Source organism: Paractinoplanes pyxinae (assembly GCF_026626335.1).
Classification (GTDB): domain Bacteria; phylum Actinomycetota; class Actinomycetes; order Mycobacteriales; family Micromonosporaceae; genus Actinoplanes; species Actinoplanes pyxinae.
Genome location: NZ_JAPNTZ010000005.1, coordinates 218,933 through 238,060 on the forward strand (window position 1 = coordinate 218,933; position 19,128 = coordinate 238,060).

The 19,128-nt window shown below is 69.2% G+C and carries 14 protein-coding genes and 1 pseudogene; 3 read left to right on the forward strand and 12 right to left on the reverse strand.

Going from position 1 to position 19,128, the window contains the following annotated elements:
* Positions 1 to 24 precede the first annotated feature (24 nt).
* Positions 25 to 3,183: a LamG-like jellyroll fold domain-containing protein gene (locus OWR29_RS15355; protein ID WP_267563494.1), complete on the reverse strand. Its 3,159-nt coding sequence runs from the start codon at positions 3,181 to 3,183 to the stop codon at positions 25 to 27.
* Between the two features lie 148 nt (positions 3,184 to 3,331).
* Here OWR29_RS15355 and aat point away from each other — a divergent pair.
* Positions 3,332 to 3,928: pseudogene (aat, locus tag OWR29_RS15360) on the forward strand (leucyl/phenylalanyl-tRNA--protein transferase); the annotation flags it as partial.
* Positions 3,929 to 3,960: 32 nt separating this feature from the next.
* Here aat and OWR29_RS15365 read toward each other — a convergent pair.
* Both OWR29_RS15365 and OWR29_RS15370 read right to left on the reverse strand, forming a co-directional pair.
* The gene (locus OWR29_RS15365; protein WP_267563495.1) at positions 3,961 to 5,094 is read right to left on the reverse strand and encodes an MFS transporter; all 1,134 of its coding nucleotides are present in this window, start codon (positions 5,092 to 5,094) and stop codon (positions 3,961 to 3,963) included.
* Between the two features lie 35 nt (positions 5,095 to 5,129).
* Positions 5,130 to 5,666: a helix-turn-helix domain-containing protein gene (locus tag OWR29_RS15370; protein ID WP_267563496.1), complete on the reverse strand. Its 537-nt coding sequence runs from the start codon at positions 5,664 to 5,666 to the stop codon at positions 5,130 to 5,132.
* Between the two features lie 105 nt (positions 5,667 to 5,771).
* Here OWR29_RS15370 and OWR29_RS15375 point away from each other — a divergent pair, with 105 nt between their 5' ends.
* Complete coding sequence (locus OWR29_RS15375) at positions 5,772 to 6,902, forward strand: outer membrane protein assembly factor BamB family protein (protein ID WP_267563497.1); 1,131 nt, start codon at positions 5,772 to 5,774, stop codon at positions 6,900 to 6,902.
* On the opposite strand, the gene OWR29_RS15380 is transcribed toward OWR29_RS15375, so the two are convergent.
* Entirely contained in the window at positions 6,899 to 8,365 is a 1,467-nt protein-coding gene (locus OWR29_RS15380) for a gluconokinase (RefSeq protein ID WP_267563498.1), read from the reverse strand. The genes OWR29_RS15375 and OWR29_RS15380 overlap by 4 nt on opposite strands.
* 64 nt (positions 8,366 to 8,429) lie before the next feature.
* On the opposite strand from OWR29_RS15380, the gene OWR29_RS15385 reads away from it, so the two are divergent.
* Entirely contained in the window at positions 8,430 to 8,930 is a 501-nt protein-coding gene (locus tag OWR29_RS15385) for a DUF3253 domain-containing protein (RefSeq protein WP_267563499.1), read from the forward strand.
* Here OWR29_RS15385 and OWR29_RS15390 read toward each other — a convergent pair.
* From OWR29_RS15390 to OWR29_RS15425, 8 genes are all read right to left on the reverse strand, one after another.
* Positions 8,919 to 10,169, reverse strand: coding sequence for a flavin-containing monooxygenase (locus OWR29_RS15390; protein WP_267563500.1), 1,251 nt, complete (start codon positions 10,167 to 10,169; stop codon positions 8,919 to 8,921). The genes OWR29_RS15385 and OWR29_RS15390 overlap by 12 nt on opposite strands.
* Positions 10,170 to 10,850: 681 nt before the next feature.
* Positions 10,851 to 11,024: a hypothetical protein gene (locus tag OWR29_RS15395; RefSeq protein ID WP_267563501.1), complete on the reverse strand. Its 174-nt coding sequence runs from the start codon at positions 11,022 to 11,024 to the stop codon at positions 10,851 to 10,853.
* Complete coding sequence (locus OWR29_RS15400; protein ID WP_267563502.1) at positions 10,946 to 12,517, reverse strand: alpha-galactosidase; 1,572 nt, start codon at positions 12,515 to 12,517, stop codon at positions 10,946 to 10,948. Before OWR29_RS15400 ends, OWR29_RS15395 begins: the two co-directional genes overlap by 79 nt.
* 13 nt (positions 12,518 to 12,530) lie before the next feature.
* On the reverse strand, positions 12,531 to 12,914 hold the full coding sequence (locus tag OWR29_RS15405; RefSeq protein ID WP_267563503.1) for a hypothetical protein: 384 nt from the start codon (positions 12,912 to 12,914) through the stop codon (positions 12,531 to 12,533).
* Between the two features lie 6 nt (positions 12,915 to 12,920).
* Complete coding sequence (locus tag OWR29_RS15410) at positions 12,921 to 14,240, reverse strand: ABC transporter substrate-binding protein (RefSeq protein ID WP_267563504.1); 1,320 nt, start codon at positions 14,238 to 14,240, stop codon at positions 12,921 to 12,923.
* 11 nt (positions 14,241 to 14,251) lie between these two features.
* A complete protein-coding gene (locus OWR29_RS15415; RefSeq protein ID WP_267563505.1) occupies positions 14,252 to 15,124 on the reverse strand; it encodes a carbohydrate ABC transporter permease in 873 nt (290 codons plus the stop codon).
* 97 nt (positions 15,125 to 15,221) lie between these two features.
* A complete protein-coding gene (locus tag OWR29_RS15420; RefSeq protein WP_267563506.1) occupies positions 15,222 to 16,151 on the reverse strand; it encodes a carbohydrate ABC transporter permease in 930 nt (309 codons plus the stop codon).
* A 2-nt stretch (positions 16,152 to 16,153) separates the two neighbouring features.
* Positions 16,154 to 19,012, reverse strand: a complete 2,859-nt coding sequence (locus tag OWR29_RS15425; RefSeq protein WP_267563507.1) for a beta-galactosidase — start codon at positions 19,010 to 19,012, stop codon at positions 16,154 to 16,156.
* Between the last annotated feature and the right edge of the window lie 116 nt (positions 19,013 to 19,128).

Sequence of the window (19,128 nt, forward strand, 5' to 3'; positions counted from 1 at the left end):
GGGTGGGCCCTCTTCACCAGACCGTCAGGGCGCCTCGGCCGTGTAAAGCGCCGCGACCTCCTCATCGGTCAGTGATCGGTTGTAGGCGTGCACCTGGTCGACCGAGCCCGACCAGAAGTCGGTCGGGTTGCCCGCGTACTTGGCCCGCCCGACCGCGAACGCCCCGGTGCTGATCACGTCCGGGCCGGCCGGGACCGCCGCCGCCCGCTTGCCGTCGACGTAGAGGCGGGCCTCGCCGGTGGCGTGGTTCCGCACGCCGACCAGGTGGTACCAACGGTTGAGCGAAGGCGTGATCTCCAGCCGGGCCCGGTTGCCGCCGGGCGTGCTGAAGGCGAACGCGCCCTGCCCGTACTGCAGATAGAACGGGTTCTCGCGGGTCCGCCCGTCCTGGCTGACCGCGCTCGCGTAGTTGCCGGGCAGCTTGTCGAGCGTCACCCACGCCGCCACCGAGTAGTCCTTGGTGGTGTCGAGCACGGGCGCCGCAGTGTCGGCCGAGTCGCCGTCACCGTCGAACTTCAAACCCTTTCCCTGTACGCCGTCCACCCACGCGGTGTCGCCGGTGAGCCCCAGCGACGGGCCGCCGTTGCCGTCGCGGGCGGTCGTGCCGCTGCCCTCGTCGAGATTCCAGTCGCCCCGCCCGGGGAACGTGGCGTCGGAGGCCGCTTCGGCGCCCGCCTTGATGACGGCGGCATTGATCTCGCGTACGGGACCGGGGTTGACCTTGATCTGCCGCCGGTCGTACGTCCACAGCCCGTTGAGCTCGGTCTCGAGGTCGGTGATCTGGGTGTAGACCGAGCCGGACAGCTCCGCCCCGGCCGCCTCGCGGTAGAACCGGTCGGTGTTGTCGACGTACTTGGCGGTCAGCGCGGCCTTGTCGGCGACCCCGCTGTAGATCACGGCCGGCGGCCCGGGCCACATGTGACCAGGGGTCCGCAGGGTGAAACCGCCGTGCTCGCCGTCCATCGCGATGCGGGTGGCGTCCGGGTAGGCCGGATCGGTGTTGTTGTAGTCGTGATGGTCGATCACCTCGCCCCGGCCGGAGTCGCCCTTGGACGCGCAGCAATTGACGCCGCTGTGCGCGTTGAGGATGCGCGACGGATCGGCCGCCTTCATCTCGTCGGCGATGCGGCCGGTGGCGGCCCGGTCCCACTCGCCCCAGCCCTCGTTGAAGACGATCCAGCCGATGATCGACGGGTAGCTGTGCAGCTGTTTCATCATCTCGCGGCCCTGGCTGAGGAACGCGTCCTGGCCGGCCGTGCTGTTGATGTCGGAGCTGACGAAGTCCTGCCAGACCAGCAGGCCGAGCTCGTCGGCGTGCCGGTACCAGCGGGCCGACTCGACCTTGATGTGCTTGCGGACCGCGTTGAAGCCGAGCTTCTTCGTCTCGACCAGATCGAACTTGAGCGCGGCGTCGCTGGGCTGGGTGTAGAGCCCGTCCGGCCAGAAGCCCTGATCGAGCGTGGCCAGCGAGAAGATCGGCTTGCCGTTGAGCGCGAGCTTCGGGAATCCGCCGACGTTCTTGACCTCGACCGTGCGCAGCCCGAAGTAGCTGCGGACGGAATCGCTGCCGAGCTTGACGTCCAGGTCGTACAGGTACGGGTCGTCGGGGCTCCACAGGTGCGGGTTGCTGATCTTCAGTTCAAGATCGGCGTTGGCCGCCCCCTTCACCTCGCCGACCTTCTTGCCCTTCTTGTCCCGCGCCACGATCGTCGCAGTCGCGGCGGCCGAGGACTGGACCCGGACGGTGGCCGAGTGCAGCGTCGGCGTGACGACCACCTGGTCGATCGAGACCGGCGCCACCGGCTCGAGCCAGACGGTCTGCCAGATGCCCGACGACGGCTCGTAGACGATGCCGCCCGGGTTGAGCGACTGCTTGCCCTTGGGCTGGTTCGGCCCGGTCACGTCGGTGACGCCGACGATGATCTCTTGCCGGCCGCTCCTCGTGAGCGCGTCGGTGATGTCGGCCGTGAAGGCGTTGTAGCCGCCGGTGTGCTCGGTGACCAGCTTGCCGTTGACCCACACCTTGGCCTGGTAGTCGACGGCGCCGAAGTTCAGCTTGATCCGCTTGTTCTTCCAGCCGCCGGGCACAGTCACGAGCTTGCGGTAGAACATGTGGTCCTCGCGCCGCTCGAGACCGGACAGCTGCGACTCGACCGGGAACGGGACCGTGATCTTCTCGGCGAGCTTCTTACCGAAGACCGGCTGCTCCCCCGCCTCGGCGCCGGCGAACTCCCACTGGCCGTTCAGGTTGAGCCAGTCCTTACGGATCAGCTGCGGGCGCGGGTACTCGGGCAGCGGGTGCTTCTTGTCGACCTTGTCGCCCCACGGAGTGGTCAGGCGATGCGTGGAGTTGTTCGTTGCTGAGTGAATGACCTGCGGAACCGTCTCGCCACCGACGACCAGGCCGCCGGTGCCGTCGTAGTTGACCCGTACGCGCTGGTTCTGCTGCACGGTCGCGCCCAGCTTGACCACGATCTTCTTGCCGTCCCGGCGCACCGACTCGATGGGGAACGGCGTGGTGTCCACCTCGACCGTCGTTTTCTGAGCGAATTGCGCGAGTGTGGTCACCCGGGCGTCGAACTCGGCGGTCAGCGTCGTGCCGCTCTTGTCGACCGTGAAGGCGACCGGGAAGACCTGGAAGCCGTCCGGCGGGGTGAACGCCGACTCCGGGACGATCTGCTTCTCGAGCCCGGCGCCGGCCCACCGCAGGAACAGGTTCGCGCCACCCACGTCCTGGAACATCTCGATGCGTACGGTGTAGGCCTCCCCGGCGACCAGGTGCACCGGGGCGCTGGTCTGCTCGACGTCCCAGTCGCCGACCCAATGGTCGATCACCGGCTGCTCGTCGAGGAAGAAGCGGAACCCGTTGTCGCCGATCATCGAGAACGTGTAGTCGCCGGTGGCCGGGGCCGTGAGCTTGCCGGTCCAGCGGGCCGTCGTGTGCTCGGTCCGCCCGGTCAGCGACTCGAACGTGCCGGCCAGCCCGGGCAGGTCGACGTTGGGGTCGAGCGCGACGCCGCCCAGTTCCGCGAAATCGCGCGCTCCGGGCGCCGACATGCGGAAGTACTCGCCCTTGAGGCCGTGGACAGTCACGGCGGCGGTGGCGGCGCTCGCGGGCGCGACGAGGACGGACAGGACGAGCAGCACAGCCAGCAGGAGTGGTCGCAGGGGAGATCGCGGCATCGAGTGTTTCCCTTCGATCAACGACGCATTGCGATCACATTCAGGCATTCACATGTGTGATGTCAACAGAATGAAACAGGTACAGACATTTTCGCGAACCGCAGTGTGCCCGGACGGACGCCGGCCGGTGCGGTAGTACGCTCCCGGTGTGATCGGGCTCGAGCTGCGCCGGGCGCGCCAGGCCCTCGGGTTCCCGCCGGTCGAGAAGGCGAACGATGACGGCCTGCTCGCCGTCGGCGGCGATCTCAGCCCCGAGCGGTTGCTGGTGGCGTACGCGAACGGGATTTTCCCCTGGCCCAGCCGGCACACGCCGCTGCTGCCGTGGTTCTGTCCCAGCCCGCGTACGGTCCTGATCCCCGGCCGCATCTCGGTGAGCCGCAGCGCCCGCAAGACCATGCGCCGCAACCCGTTCACCATGACCTACGACCGCGCCTTCGCCGAGGTGATCCGGGCCTGCGCCACCGTGCCCCGCGACGACGGCGGCACCTGGATCACCGAGGCGATGATCGACGGCTACATCCGGCTGCACGAGCTGGGTTTCGCCCACTCGGTCGAGGCCTGGAACGGCGACCGGCTGGTCGGCGGCCTGTACGGGGTGTCGCTGGGCGCGGCGTTCTTCGGCGAGTCGATGTTCCGGCTCGAGTCCGAGGCGTCCAAGGTCGCGCTGCTCACCCTGCTCGACCAGCTCGAGGCCTGGGACTTCGACCTGGTCGACTGCCAGATGATGACCCCGCACGTCCAGCGCCTGGGCGCTGTCGAGTGGGAGCTCGAGCGCTTTCAGTCCGAACTGGAGCGCACCCTCGGCCGAGAGACCCGCCGGGGCCCCTGGGCCAGAACGAAGACGAACAAGACGGCCATGACGGCGACTCCGGCCCACATAGCCCGCTGCCAGCCGTCGACGAACGACTCCTGAGCCGCCCGCACCAGAGACTGGTTCCCGGGTGCGGCGGCCAGGGCGTTGGCGATGCCGGCGCGGGCGGCCTCGGCCGTGCCCGCCGCGACCCCGTCGAGCCGGGAGTCGATGGCGGACCGGTAGCCGGCGGACACGATCGCGCCCAGCAGAGCGACGCCCAGCGCGGTGCCCAGTTCCCGGGTCACGTCGTTGAGGGCCGAGGCGACACCCTGCCGCTCGGTGGGCAGGGCGGCCGTGATGGCCTCGGTGGCCGGGGTCATGGCCAGGCCCATGCCGAGCCCCATGGCCAGCATGCCGGGCAGCACCGAGAGATAGCCGCCGTCGACCGAGACCAGAACCGCCAGGAGGGCCAGACCGGCGCCGCTCAGGGCGATGCCGGCGGGCATCGTGGCACGCGACCGCAGGCGCGGCGTGAGGCCGGAACCGGCCATCATGAGCAGCGCCATCGGCATCAGAGCCAGCGTGGAGCGCAGCCCCGACCAGCCGAGAACCGCCTGGAAGTACGGGAACAGCACCACGAAGATGCCGGCCTGCACACCGAAGACGACCAGCAGCGCCACGGAACCGCCGGCCAGCCGCCGGTCACGGAACAGGCGGACGTCGAGCAGGGGTGCGGGATGGCGCAGCTCCCACCACACGAAGGCGGCGGCACTGAGCACGCCCACCACCGCGAACGGCCGACCGCGGTCAAGCCCCTCGTGCAGCGCGTAGATCAACGAAACGGCGGCCACGGCCGAGGTCAGCGACCCGACGACGTCGAACCCCTGCCCCTCGCGCGAGTTCGGGACCGACCGTACGGCCAAAATGCCGGCCACCACGACCAGCGCAACCGGAAGCGCGAAGAGCCAGCGCCAGCTGGCCACGTCGACCAGCAGCGCCGACAGGTACATGCCGAGCAGACCGCCCCCGCCCGCCACGCCGGTCCAGACGCCGACCGCCATGAGGGCGACGCAGACGGCGATCAGGATCGCGCGTAGCTGCCGTGGTGACTGAGACATGCCCGAAAAGCTAACTGCGTTTTGCGCGTACGGCATCAGGCCTTGCCAGAACTGCAAGGTTCACCGTCATGGACCGAGATGAGGTCCACCGCGTCCCCGAGGGCGCTTACGAAGTGCGGCGTCGACGTGGCGAACCGGGCCACCTCGCCCGGCCCGAGCTCGATCCGCTGCTCCCCCAGCCGCAGCACCGCCACCCCGCTGACAACCGTGAGTCTTTCCTGCCCCCGATGCACGGCCGGACTCCCGAGCCGCTCGCCGGTGATCCGCATCTTCGACACCCGCCGGCCGCCGTCGTTCGAGAGCAGCCAGGTGGTCAGGCCCGCCTCCTGCCGGGGCATCGGCCGGAGGGGCGCGGCATCGAACTGCACCAGCCGCGTAGCCGGAACGTCCAAGGCTCGGGCCAGCCGGGCCAATTGGTCGAGGTCCATCCGCGTACGCCCCGTCTCGATCCGGCTCAATGTCGAGGCACTGATGTGACAGCGTGCCGCCAGCGCGTCCAGACTCCACCCGCGGGCCCGCCCCGCCTCGCGCACCCGCCGCCGGACGACGTCCGAGATCTCGATCTCCGCCATCCCCGCCAAGCTACGCATCTCTGCCGTAACCGCAAGCTTGTTTGCCGGACCAGCAAAGAGCCCGCCGACCCGTAGCCGGGGATCGCGCCGTACGTTGATCTTGGCGTGAAGCTTCTTCTGGCCGCATTGCTGGCCTTGCCCGTCCCCGCGCCCGCGGCGACGCCGACCTGGGCCCAGGAGGGTTACGGGCCGGGACACAACTTCTACAACCCCGACGAGTCGGTGATCAACGCGTCCAGCGTGGGCCGGCTCAGGCCACGCTGGGCGGTCACCACGCCGGCCAAGCCCGGCACCTGCACGTTCCAGAGCGCGCCCCTGGCCTCCGGCGGCCGGCTGATCACGACCGACCCGGGCGGCGTCACCGCGTTCGCCCCGGCCACCGGCAAACGGCTGTGGCACTGGGATTTCCGCGTGCCGCACGAGCACTTCGGGCAGCTGGCGCTGGACGGCGACCGGGCCATCGCGCTGACCAACCCGTGCGACCCTACCCCCGGCCGGGGCAAGGCCGCGTACTTGACCGCCCTTGACACCTCGACCGGCGCCCAGCGCTGGCGGGTCACGATGAACCAGTTCACCAACATCATGGTGATCGACCGCGGGGTGGCCGTGGTCGGCAACTGGGGCGGCTTCGGCGACGAGCCGGACACCACCACCGGCTACCGGGTCAGCGACGGCGCCCAGCTGTGGCGGGTCACCGGCTACCGCCTCGACCGGGGTGTCGCGGCCGGCGGACGGGTGCTGCTGCGCAGCTCGGACAACAAGACGACCCGTACGGTGTCGAGCACGACCGGCAAGCTGGTGTGGGCCAAGGCCCAGCCGTGGGCGTCGCTCGCCGCCTCGCCGGACGGCTCCCGGTTCCTGGTCAGCACCGACGGGGACGGTGTCACGTCGGTCGACGCGGCCACGGGCCGGGTGCGGTGGAGCACGAGGCACGACGGCGCCCTCGCCGACGACGGCCGCCATGTGTTCCTGCCCTATCACGAGACTGTCGAGACGTACGACGCAATAAGCGGCCGACTCGTGCGCGTGACCCCGACGGCGGCTCGCGGCGGCCAGCCCGTGCGCGCCGGTGGGTTGCTCTATCTGACGCTCGAGAAGAAGCCGACCGCCGTCCTCGACGCCCGGACCGGCCGGGCCGTGGCCACGTTCACCGGCATCAGGCAGACCCCGGTGGTCGTCGGCGGCTGGCTCTACACCTCCGACGGCACGACCCTCCGCGGCTACACCGTTTCCTAGGCGCGGACGAGGGTGTCGTAGACCTCGGCGAACCGGGCTCGGCGTTCCGCGTAGTGCTCGACGTGTTCGGGCCGTGCCTCGTACGTCGTTCCGGTGGCGCGGGGTGCGCGGGGTGCATCCGGAGCCAGCACGTCGAGCGCCAGCAGGGCTGTGCCCCGCTGGGTCGCCCGGTGCCGAGTCACGTGGGTGACCGGGCGGCCCAGCACGTCGGCGAGGACCTGCAGCCACTCGGGCTGGTCGTTGCTGACCCGGCCCGACGCCGCGACCTCCACCACCTGCGGGGCGGCCGGGTGCAGCTCGTCGGCCACCCGCGCGTACGTCATGGCCACGCCCTCGACGATCCCGCGGAACATGGTGTCGGCGTCGGTGGCCGCCGACACGCCGGTCAGGGTGGCGCGCGCCCCGCCGATCCAGCCCGGCGCGCGTTCCCCAGTCAGGTACGGCAGCACCAGGGGTGTGGCGGCGCTCGGTGGCGCGGAGAGCACATCGGCCAGGGCCGGGCTGAGCCGGAGCGTGCTCTGGGCCCAGCTGACGGCCCGGCCGACGTCGTTGATGGCCCCGCCGAGCAGCGTGCGGCCGCCGTCGACCCGGTAGTTCCACAGGCCGAACGGCAAGGGATCGGCCGGGCCGTCGAGCAGCACCCGCAGGGCGCCGCTGGTGGCTGTGGCCGCGGTGAGCACGGTGGCGTCGGTCGCCCCGGCGCCGATGTTGCTGGCGAAGCCGTCCGTGATGATCGGGAACCAGGCGGCCCGGGCCAGCGCCGGCCACCGCGAATCAGCGGCCGGGACGGGCTCGGACAGGTCGCGGGGTGGCGAGAGCTGGTCGGCGCTCAGGCCGGCGGCGGTCAGCAGTTCGGCGTCGAACTCGCCCGTGCGGCGGTCGAGCAGGCCGGTCCAGGCGACCGTGGACGTGCCGGCCAGGGGCTGCCCGATCAGGCGGTTCCAGACGTACTCGCCCAGCGACCACCAGCCGGTGGCCTGCGGCTGGGTGGGAGCGAGCCAGCGCAGCCGCGGGGCGTGGTAGCTCGTGTGCAGGCGGGTGCCGGTGCGCTGCTGCACCGCGTGCTCGTCGAGCTCCTCGCGCAGGGCGGTCACCTCGGCCGCGCAGCGCGAGTCGGCGTACGTCAGGCACGGCGTCAGCGCACGCCCGGACGCGTCGACCGCGATCAGGGAGGCGGCGAAGGTGTCCATGGCGACGCCCGCGATCCGGGTGCCCAGCCGCGGGTCACCGGTCACGGCGTCGATCACCTGCTCGACCTCGGCGGTCACCTGGTCGGGGTCGATGACCGAGGTGCCGTCGGGCGCGACCGTGAACGCGTGCGGCACCTTGTGCTGCAGGCCGTGCACGCGGCGGCCGGACGCGTCGTGCACGCCGCCGCGGGTGGCGGTGGACCCGATGTCGAGCGCGAGGACCAGGGGGTCCGTCGCCGCGTCGAGGTGGACGTCGTCGTCAGCCGTGCTCATGACACCCCTCTTTGCCCGCCGTGGCCGGACCCAATCACTGCTCCATCAGAGGGATAATGGCCTGGTGAGCTCGGGTGACGAAGGCAGTTTGACGGAGGACGGCCGCTACCTCGTCGTCAACGGCCGGCGGTGGCGGGCCACCGACCCGGCCATCCCCGAGAAGTTGCGCCAAGAGCTGGTGAACGAGCTGATGGCGGCCCGCCGGCTGGTCCGCACCGACCCCGCGACGGCCCGGCCCCGGGTGCAAGACGCCAAGGTGGCGCTGGGCGAACGCGGCGACAAATGGTGGGAGCCGACACCGGACGGGCAGCGGGTGCGGCTGGCGGCGGCGATGCGCGCGCTGCTGCGGCACCGCAAACCGGAATCCACCATCTGCCCCAGCGACGCGGCCCGGGTGGCCGGCGGCGACTCGTGGCGCGACCTGATGGGCACGGCCCGCGAGGTGGCCGCCGAACTCGCCAAGGACGGCATAGTCACCGTCCGCCAGCGCGGCGCCGACGTCGACGTGGCGACCGCGACCGGGCCCATTCGCCTGGCCCGCGGCCCCGAATGGTCAGGAAGCTAGGCGACGGGCGATGCGGACGGCCTCGATCCCGGCCTGGCGCAGCATGCCGCCGAGGTTGACGTCGTAGCCGGTGAAGTAGAGGCCGGGGCGTGCGGGCGGGCCGCCGTGCACGAGTGGGACACCGGTCTCGTCGAGCAGGGACGGATCTTGGAACAGCTCGCGCAGGCCCGAGGTGTAGCCGGTGGCGGCGATGAGGGCGTCGGGCTCGACGGTCGACCCGTCGGCCAACTGCACGGAGGTGGCGGTGAAGCTCCGGACGGCGGCCACCGGGCGGACGCGTCGGGCCATGACGTCGCGGACGATGCCCACATCCTGCAGGGGGACGTAGCGGGAGGTCCGGTGGCGCGTCATCAGGCCGACGGTGGGCCGCTGAATACCGTACGGGCGAAGGTCGGGAACCTCGAGGCGGGCCATCGTCGCCGCCACCGGATCGAAGACACGAGCCGGTAGGCGGCCGAGCAGCACGCCGTTCATCTGGGCCGGCCAGCCGCCGACCTCGCGGCGAACGATGTGCGGCGGCGTGCGGATCGCGATCGTGACGGAAGCCGCGCCGCCCTCGGCCAGGTCGGTCGCGATCTCAGCGCCGCTGTTGCCGACGCCGGCCACCAGCATGTGCTTGTCTTTGAACGGTTCCGCGTTGCGGTACTGCGAGGAGTGCACAAGCGTGCCGGTCCAGTCCTCGAGCCCGGGCCATCGCGGCACGAGCGGCGTATGCAGATAGCCGGTGGCAACGATCAGGATGTCCGTCGTGAGCTCGCCGCCGCCGTTGCTGCCGCTGCCGCCGCCGCTGCCGTTGCTGCCGCCGCCATTGCTGTCGCTGCCGCCGTTGGCGCCGTTGCTGCCGCTGCCGCTGCCGCTGCCGCCGTCGCCGTCGCCGTCGCCGTCGCCGTCGCCGTCGCCGTCGCCGAGCTTGAGCGTCCAGCGGCCGTCCGCCGGCAGGATGCGCTGCACGGTCGTGCCGGTCCGAACGTCAAGACCGAAATTGCCCGCGTACGCCTCGAGGTAGTGCACCAGGTCGTCGCGCCGCACCCACCGCCCGTACGACCGTGGAATCGGCATCCCGGGCAGGCCCGACAGCCGGCGGGTGGTGTGCAAACGCAGCCGGTCGTACCGGCCGCGCCAGCTGGTAGCCACGCCGGGCCCCCGCTCGAGCACGACGCTGTCCACGCCGCGCGTCTTGAGCTGGGCCGCCACCGCAAGCCCAGCCGCCCCGGCGCCAAGCACTGTCACTTTCTGCACGCCGTGGAGCCTAGAGCTCCGCACCTCTTCTGAAAATACGAAACTTTCTAATATTCGGCGCCGACACTTCTCGGGCTGCCGCGTCGACTCCCCATGACGTCTCCCGAACTCCCGTGCCACGCCGATTCCGCTACGACGCCGCCTCGACTCTTCTACCCGCGCCGCCCCCGGCCCTCTTACCGCGCCGCCCAGCCTGTCCACCGCGCCGCACAAGCTCATCCACCCGCGACGCCCCGGCTCATTCACCACGCCGCCCCGGCTCATTCACCACGCCGCCCAGGATCGGTTACCGCGACGCCCCCGCTCATCCACCGCGATGCCATCGCTCATCCACCACGCCGCCCAGGATCGGTTACCGCGACGCCCCCGCTCGTCCACCGCGATGCCATCGCTCATCCACCACGCCGCCCAGGATCGGTTACCACGACGCCCCCGCTCATCCACCACGCCACCCAGGCTCATCCACCACGCCGCCCAGGATCGGTTACCACGACGCCCCCGCTCATCCACCACGCCACCCAGGCTCATCCACCACGCCGCCCAGGATCGGTTACCGCGACGCCCCCGCTCATCCACCACGCCACCCAGGCTCAGTTACCGCGACGCCCCGGCTCGTCCACCGCGACGGCCCGGCTCATCCACCGCGCCGCGTCGGCCGCCCTAGGCGCCGCGTTGGCTGGTTCAGGGTGCGGCGTCGACTGTGAAGAGCTGCGCTTGTTCGGGGGTCAGGAGCGGGACCGGCAAGCCCACTTCCATCAGCACGCGGCCGGGCAGCGTCACCTCGCCGGCGGCCAGCCACGGTGGTGGGGCGTCCTGGAGCGTGCGGGGCGGGGCGCCGAGGACGAGCGGGCGCACCGTGTAACTCCGTGCGGGATCGAGGCCGGGAAAACGTACCGGTGGAGAATGGCCGCTTCGGGCGCGCGCAAGTTCACCAGCGCGTAGATGGCCGTTTGTTTGTCCGAAGCGACAACACCGTGCACCAAACGAACAGGATCGTCGCCGTCCGAGCGCACGATGGTGCCGCCGTGCAACAACGCGCGTCGGTTCTTGTACTCCGCGACCCACTCGGCGATCCGGGTCTGGTCGTCCGGCGGGGCGGTCGTCAGGTCCCATTCGATGCCGGCGTGGCCGAACAGCGAGGTGGCCAGGCGGAAGCTGAGGTCGCCCTGGCGGCCGGTGATGTGCGCCGTCGGCGCGCCCACGTGCGAGCCCAGCAGCTCGGGCGGCATCAGGATGCTCGTGAAGCGCTGGATCTGCTGCCGTTCCAGGGCGTCGTTCGTGTCGGACGTCCAGAACCGGTCGACGTGCTCGAGGATGCCCAGGTCGATGCGGGCGCCGCCGGACGCGCAGCTCTCGATCTCGACCTCGGGAAAGCGCTGCTTGAGCGTGGCGAGCATCCGGTAGAGCGCGGTCGTCTGGCCGTGGGTCTTGCCCTCCTGCAGCAGGTCGCGGTTGTGGTCCCACTTGATGAAGGCGATGTCGTACTCGGTCAGCAGCGCCGCGATGCTCTTGAGCACATAGTCGTACGCCGCCGGAATCGACAGGTCGAGCACGAGCTGATGCCGCCAGGTGGGCGCGTCCGGGCCGCCGAGAATCCAGTCGGGGTGGGCCCGGGCCAGTTGCGAGTCGGGCGACACCACCTCGGGTTCGAGCCACAGCCCGAACTCCATGCTGCGCGAACGGACAGCTTCGATCAGCGGCGTCAAACCGTCCGGCCACCGGGTGGGGTCGACAGTCCAGTCGCCCAGTGCACGCCGATCGTCCGTACGACCGAGGAACCAGCCATCATCGAGCACGAAACGCTCAACTCCGGCCGACGCCGCGGCCGAGACGAGCGGCATCAGACGCTCGAGTGACTGATCGAAGTAGACGGCCTCCCAGGTGTTGAGCACCATCGGCCGTGGTTTGAGCGGTGCGCGCAACGAACGAACATATTCGTGCAATCGCGCGGACAGTCCGTCGATGCCCTCGGACGACCAGACGGCGACCGTCCACGGCGTCTCGTAGGACTCGCCCGGGGCCAGCCGCACCTCGCCCGGCGCAAGCAGCTCCCCCGCGCCCAGCACGGTCGGCCCGAGCGTTGAGCGCTCCGCCCACAACTGCTTGTCGCCGCTCCAGGCCAGGTGCGTGGCCCACACCTCGCCCGCACGGAACGAGAACCCGGGCGTGCCCAGCATCATCAGGAACGGGTCGTCGTGACCGGGGCGGCCGTGGCGGGTCTCCCGGCTCCAGATGCCCTGCCGCATCGACGTACGTTGAGGTTTCCGTTCGTACGCCCAAAGCCCTGCAAAATCGAGCAGCTCGGTGGCCTGCGCCGGGACGGGCAGGACGACACCGAGCGGGCTCACGTCAAAGTCCTGCTCACCGGTGTTGGTCAGCCGGTGCCGCACGCGCAGGGACGCCCTGCGGGCTCATCTCGATCTCGGTAACGACCTCGAGCCCGGCCGCGCCGGAGGTGATCCTTACTTCCGCGGGCGAGGGTCGCGAGACGTCGGAGAGGCTGACGGGCTTGCCGATGGCGGGACGGCCGCTCCAACCGTCGCCCAGCGTCGGCAGCAGAGACAGTCGCGGCGGAGTGTCGAGCGAACTCGGCGGCACGGCCGGCACGGCGGACGAGACAAGCGCAGCCAGGTCGTCGTCGGTGAGGTCACCGAGCGCGGCGCCCCAGTGCACGACCGAGGGCGGCTGCGGGCCGCGGGCGTCCAGGACGAAACTGGTGCCCGCGGCCTGCAGGTGGATCAACAACGTTGGTTACTCCTTGACCGGGATGGCCTGGGACTTGAGGGTCTCGACCGTCGACTTCTGGGTCGCCGCGAGGGCGTCGGTCAGGGTGCCCTGGCCGGACACCGCCGCCTTGAAACCGTCCGAGGCATTGGCGTACGTCGAAGTCATCGTCGGGCCCCAGGTGAAGTCGGGCGTGACCTTAGTGGCGGCTTCGGCGAAGACCTCGTAGATCTTCTGGTCACCATAGAACTCGACCGGGTTGCCCAGGTACGAATACTTGGTTCCGGCCGTGGTGGCCGGGTAGAGCTGCGCCTCTTTGTTGAGCAGCGCGAGGGCTTCCTCACTGGTGTTCAGCCACAGGGCGAACTGCGCGGCCTCGTACGGGTGCTTCGAGTTCTTGAAAACGGCGGTGGCCGAGCCGCCCCAGTTGCCGGCGATGTCCTCGCCCGCACTCCATTGCGGCATGGGCGCGACCCGCCATTTGCCGGCCGTCTTCGGAGCACCGCTCATAATCGAGTTGGCGCCCCACACGGCTGACACCCAGGTCCAGGCCGAGCTGGAATTGTAGGCGTTGTCCCATTCAGTGGTCCACGGCGGCACGGTCGACACGAGCTTCTTGTCGAGCAGCCCCTGCCAGTAATCGGCGACCTTCTTGGTCTTGTCGTCGGTCAGATTGACCGTCCACTGCTGGCCGTCGTTGGCGAACCAGCGGCCGCCGGCCTGCCAGGTGAAGCCCGCGAACTGGTTGATGTCGCTCTGCGAGAAATTGGTGATGTAGCCGCCGGCCGCCTTCACCTTTTCGGCCGCCGCCGCGTACTCGTCCCAGGTCTTCGGAATGGCGATGTTGTTCTTCTCGAACAGGTCGGCCCGGTAGAACAGCGCCATCGGGCCCGAATCCTGCGGAATGCCCCAGGCCGACTTCTCGTCGCCGAAGCTGACCTGGTTCCAGGTCCACGGAATGAACTGGTCCTTCGCCTTGGCCACGATGTCACAGCCGGCGACGTCGAAGAGCCCGTCCTGTACGCGGAAACTGGGCAGGGCGTCGTACTCGATGTGGCCCAGGTCCGGGGTGTTTCCCGCCTTGAGCTGGTTGAAGAAGTTCTGGTAAGTGCCGCCGTTGCCGTTGGGGCCGGTCTGCACCTTCACCTGGATGTTCGGGTTCTTGTCGTTCCAGACCTTCACAACGTTCTCGATCCCGGGAATCCAGGTCGTGTAGGTGAGATTGACCGGGCCGGACGACGGCGCGCACGAGGCGGCACTGGTGGTGTCGCCGGTGTCGTCCCCTCCGGAGCCGCAGGCCGACAATGCGAGTGCTGATATCAGGAGGACGCTGAGTCTTTTCCGCATGGCTGATTCCTTCACTTGACGGCGCCGGCACCGAGGCCGTTGCGCCAGAACCGTTGGAGAAAGAGGAACGCGACCACAAGGGGCGTGATCGAGAGCAGGGCGCCGATGATGACCAGGCCGCGCAATTCGGGAATCTGGTTCACCTGGGTGTTCCACGAATAGAGGCCGAGCGTCACCGGGAACAGGCGCTCGTCGCCGAGCATGATCAGCGGCAGCAGGAAGTTGTTCCAGACGGCGACGAAATGGAACAGGAAAATGGTGATGAGGGCCGGCGTCATCAGGCGGGTCGAGACCTTGAAGAACGTACGGATCTCACCCGACCCGTCGATGCGGGCCGCCTCGAGCAGGTCGTCCGGGACACTTGCGGTGGCGTAGATGCGGGCCAGATAGACGCCGAACGGGTTGACCAGGCTGGGCAGGAAAACCGACCAGAACGTGTTGGTCGCGTCCACCTTGCTGAACAACAGGAACAGCGGCAGAGCGAGCGCGGTGGCCGGCACGAGCACTCCGCTGAGCACCACGTTGAAAATCAGCTCACGGCCGTGGAACCGGTACTTGGCCAGCGCGTAGCCGCACATGGCGGCGAGCAGAGTCCCGATCAGGGCGGCGCCGCCGGTGTAAAGAACGCTGTTGAGCATCCAGCGCAGGAAGACGCCGTCCCGGTACGCGAACAGGTCGCCGATGTTGGCGAACAGGTTGAAGTCCGCGAACCAGAGGGGATTGGTGCTGGTGAACTGATCAGAGCTCTTGCTGGCGCCGACGAAGAGCCACCAGATCGGCGTCAGGAAGTAGACGGTGCAGACGGCCATGATGAGCATGGCGCCCGTACGGGAAAGAAGGCTTTCCTGGATTTTCTTCGGCTTCTCCGGCGCGAGGACGCTCATCGGGCACCCTTCCGCTGCGTGCACATTTCGTTGTTCGCCGACGCTGGGACGCTCATTCGCTGCGTGCACTTTTCGTTCTTCATCGGCGCTGGGACGCTCACTGGACACCCCTTCGCTGGGTGAATTTCAGGAAGGCGAAGGACAGGACGAACGTGGCCAGGGCCAGCACGACCGAGAAAGCCGCGGCCAGGTTGAAGTTCGGGATGGACGACGTCGAATAGACGGTCAGGTTGGGCGTGTACGTACTGGAGACGGCGGAGCTGAAGCTGCGGAAGACCTGCGGCTCGGCCAGCAGTTGCAGCGTGCCGATGATCGAGAAGACGGTGGTGAGCACGATCGCGGGCATGACCAGCGGAATCTTGATCGACCAGGCGATCCGCACCGGCCCGGCGCCGTCGATCCGGGCCGCCTCGTACACCTCGGCCGGGATGGCCAGCAGCGAGGAATAGATGATCAGCATGTTGTAGCCGACGTAGACCCAGGTCACGACGTTGGCCATGGCCCACAGCACGAAGCCGGCCGAGAGGAAGTCGACCGCGCTGGTGATCGGCTTGAGCGGCGACAGGTTGGGCGAGTAGAGAAAGCCCCACATGATCGCGGCGATGACACCCGGGATCGCGTACGGCACGAAGAAGGCCAGCCGGAAGAAGCGGCGCCCCTTGACCAGGCCCGAGTCGAGCAGCAGAGCCAGCAGCAGCGCCAGCCCCAGCATCACCGGCACTTGCACGACGCCGAAGAGCAGCACCCGCCCGATCGAACTCCAGAACGGCCCGTTCTCGAAGACCCGCTGGTATTGCACGAGCCCGCCGAACACTTCCCGAGCCGGCCCGAACGTCCCCGACCGCTCAACCGTGTACAGCGACTGCACGATCGCGTACCCGATCGGCAGCACATAGAAGAGCAGGAACAGAACCCCGAACGGCACGACGAAGAACGGCACCGCCCGCCCGTAACGAACAGCTCTTGCACGTTTGGTGCGCGCTTCCGTCCCCTCAGGCACGTCAACGGTGGTCATTGTCTGTGTCATGGTCACGCCTCCTCCCGGACGACCCGGACCGCGCCCCCGGGCACGACGACCGACCCGGCGACCGCCTGTCCGGTCACCAGCTCCCGCCCGGTGACCGGATATTCGATGTCTTTGCTCCCGTGATTGATCACGAAGACGAATGGCCCGCGCCGAACAACCTCGGCCCCGAAACGCGCAGCCTCGTGCACCAAACGCGCACCTTCGTCACGTGATCCGACGCCCGCCGACGCCAAACGAGCAGTTTCGCCATCCACCTGAGCGCCGCCGGCGCCGAGATGAACGGCCGCGGCACTCGCTTGAGCGTTTGCCGTCGCCGAGTGAGCGTTTGCAGCGTCAGAGTGAGCGATCTCGCTCGTCGACTGAGCGTTTGCCGTCGCCGACTGCGCGATTGCAGCGTTCGACTGAGCGATGTCGCTCGCTGGGCGGGCGGATTGAGCGATTGGCGCCAGCGAGTGAGCGGTTGCGGCGTCCGACTGAGCGACGTGGCTCGCTGAGCGGGCAGATTGATCGATCGACGCCGGCGAGTGAGCGATCGCGCCGACCGACTGAGCGATTGGCGTCGCTGGGTGAGCGTTTGCGGCGTCGGACTGAGCGACCGCCGTCGCCGACTTGGCGATTGCGGCATTCGACTGAGCGACGTCGCTCGGCGAGTGGGCGGGCTGAGCGACTGCCGTCGCCGACTGAGCGGTCGCGGCGTCCGACCGAGCGACCCCGCTCGGCGAGTGGGCGGGCTGAGTGACTGCCGTCGCCGACTGAGCGGTCGCGGCGTCCGACCGAGCAACCCCGCTCAGCGAGTGAGCAGGCTGAGTGACTGCCGTCGCCGACTGAGCGGTCGCGGCGTCCGACCGAGCAACCCCGCTCAGCGAGTGAGCAGGCTGAGTGACTGCCGTCGCCGACTGAGCGGTCGCGGCGTCCGACCGGGCAACCCCGCTCAGCGAGTGAGCGGACTGAGCGACTGCCGTCGCGGGCTGGGCGAGGTCGCGCCCTGAGTGCGCGGACTGGGCGGTTGGCGTCGGCGAGTAAGCGATTGCGGGGTCGGGCTGAGCGATCGCCGTCGTTGGGTGGGTGGTGGCGGCGGTTTGGTGGGCGGGTTGGATGGTTGGGGTTGCTTGATTCGGGCTGAGTGCGCGATTTAGTACGTCGCGCAGGGTGGGGGTTGGTAGGGCTGTGGCGATGTACCAGGCCTGGCCAGCGCCGGAAAGGTTGCTTGTTACGGCTGGGTGGCCGTTGGCGTAGGTCAGTTCGGGTTTGGCTGTGGTGAGGCGTAGGCGTTCGGTCCATAGGGTGGCTTGGGTGCCGTCGGCCAACGGTGCAACTGCGCCGGGTTGTAAGGGGGCGAACTCCTCGCTGGACACGCCCAGCAGTTCTCGGAAGGCGCCGGGGTAGCCGCCCAGGCGTACGCGGTCGTCGGGGTCGACTATGCCGCTGTAAAAGGTGATTACTGCGTGGCCGCCGGCCTCGACGAAGTCGGTGATGGTGGCGGCCTCCTGGTCGGAAACCATGTGCAGGCACGGGATCACGACTGAGCGGTAGCGGCTGAGGTCGGCGCCGGGGCGGACGATGTCGGTGGTGATGCCCAGGTCGCGCAGGGCGTTGTAGGCGGCGTGGACCTGGTCCAGGTAGCGCAGATCCTGGGACGGGCGGGCCTCGGTGTCGGTGGCCCACCAGGATTCCCAGCTGAAGATGAGCGCGGTGTCGGCGTTGACCGTCGTTCCGGCAACTTCGCTCAGTTTTTTGAGCGTTGCCGACAACTCGAGCACTTCGCGCCAGACGGCGGTGTCTGTTCCTGCGTGCGGAACTATCGCGGAGTGGAACTTCTCGGCGCCCTGGGTCGAGGCGCGCCACTGGAAGAAGCAGATGGCGTCGGCGCCGCGGGCCACGTGGGTGAGGGCATCGCGTACGAGTTGGCCGGGCTCTTTCGCCACGTTGCAGGGCTGCCAGTTGACGGCGCCGGTGGAGGTTTCCATCAGCATCCACGGGCGGCCACCGGCCAGGCCGCGGGTCAGGTCGGCGGCGAAGGACAGCTCGGCCGCCGGGTCGGGCAGGCGGTGGTCCAGGTAGTGGTCGTTGGCGATGACGTCCATGTCGGCCGCCCACGACCAGTAGTCCTGGGTGCGGATGTGCGCGGTGACCATGAAGTTGGTCGTGATGGGGGCCGGCGAGTGGCGGCGGATGACCTCGGCCTCAGCGCGGTAATAGTCGAGCAGGGCGTCGGACGAGAAGCGCTGGAAGTCGAGCAGCTGCGCGGGGTTGCGCATCGACAGGGCGGCGCGCGGGGGTTGCACGTCGTCGAAGCTCGAGTAGCGCTGGCTCCAGAAGGCGGTGCCCCAGGCCTTGTTGAGCGCCTCGACCGTCCCGTGCCGGCGCTCGAGCCAGACCCGGAAGGCGGCCGCGCTCGCCTCGCAGTAGCAGTGGGCGTTGTGGCAGCCGAGCTCGTTGGACACGTGCCAGAGGTCGAGCGCCGGGTGTTGCCCGTACCGCCGGGCGACCTGCTCGACCAGGCGCAGGGCGTGCTCGCGGAAGACCGGCGAGCTCGGGCACCAGGCCTGGCGTCCGCCCGGGAAGCGGGTGGTGCCGTCGGCCGCCACGGGCAGGATCTCGGGGTGGCGGCGGGTCAGCCAAGGCGGCGCGCTCGCCGTGCCGGTGCCCAGGTTGAGTCTGATGCCCGCCTCGTGCAGCAGGCCGACGATCTCGTCCAGCGCCGTGAAGTCGTACTCCCCCGGCCGCGGCTCGATCTGCGACCAGCCGAACACGTTGACGGCCACGAGGTCGACGCCGGCCTCGCGCATGAGCGCCATGTCCTCGCGCCAGACGGCAGGCGACCACTGCTCGAAGTTGTAGTCGCACCCCAGCCGCAGCATCGATTCTCCTCATCGTGTGTGCACGTGCACACACTTCGCCACAAGCAACCGCCGATGACGATTGTGTGAACGGGCACACACTAGGGCGGCCCTGCTCCGAGGGTCAATAGCGAATT

What these genes read in the sequence shown, in the direction of transcription:
- OWR29_RS15355 (WP_267563494.1), bottom strand. Translation starts at nt 3,183, where the DNA reads ATGCCGCGATCTCCCCTGCGACCACTCCTGCTGGCTGTGCTGCTCGTC.
- OWR29_RS15415 (WP_267563505.1), bottom strand. Translation starts at nt 15,124, where the DNA reads ATGAGCGTCCTCGCGCCGGAGAAGCCGAAGAAAATCCAGGAAAGCCTT.
- OWR29_RS15410 (WP_267563504.1), bottom strand. Translation starts at nt 14,240, where the DNA reads ATGCGGAAAAGACTCAGCGTCCTCCTGATATCAGCACTCGCATTGTCG.
- OWR29_RS15380 (WP_267563498.1), bottom strand. Translation starts at nt 8,365, where the DNA reads ATGAGCACGGCTGACGACGACGTCCACCTCGACGCGGCGACGGACCCC.
- OWR29_RS15370 (WP_267563496.1), bottom strand. Translation starts at nt 5,666, where the DNA reads ATGGCGGAGATCGAGATCTCGGACGTCGTCCGGCGGCGGGTGCGCGAG.
- OWR29_RS15365 (WP_267563495.1), bottom strand. Translation starts at nt 5,094, where the DNA reads ATGTCTCAGTCACCACGGCAGCTACGCGCGATCCTGATCGCCGTCTGC.
- OWR29_RS15425 (WP_267563507.1), bottom strand. Translation starts at nt 19,012, where the DNA reads ATGCTGCGGCTGGGGTGCGACTACAACTTCGAGCAGTGGTCGCCTGCC.
- OWR29_RS15420 (WP_267563506.1), bottom strand. Translation starts at nt 16,151, where the DNA reads ATGACACAGACAATGACCACCGTTGACGTGCCTGAGGGGACGGAAGCG.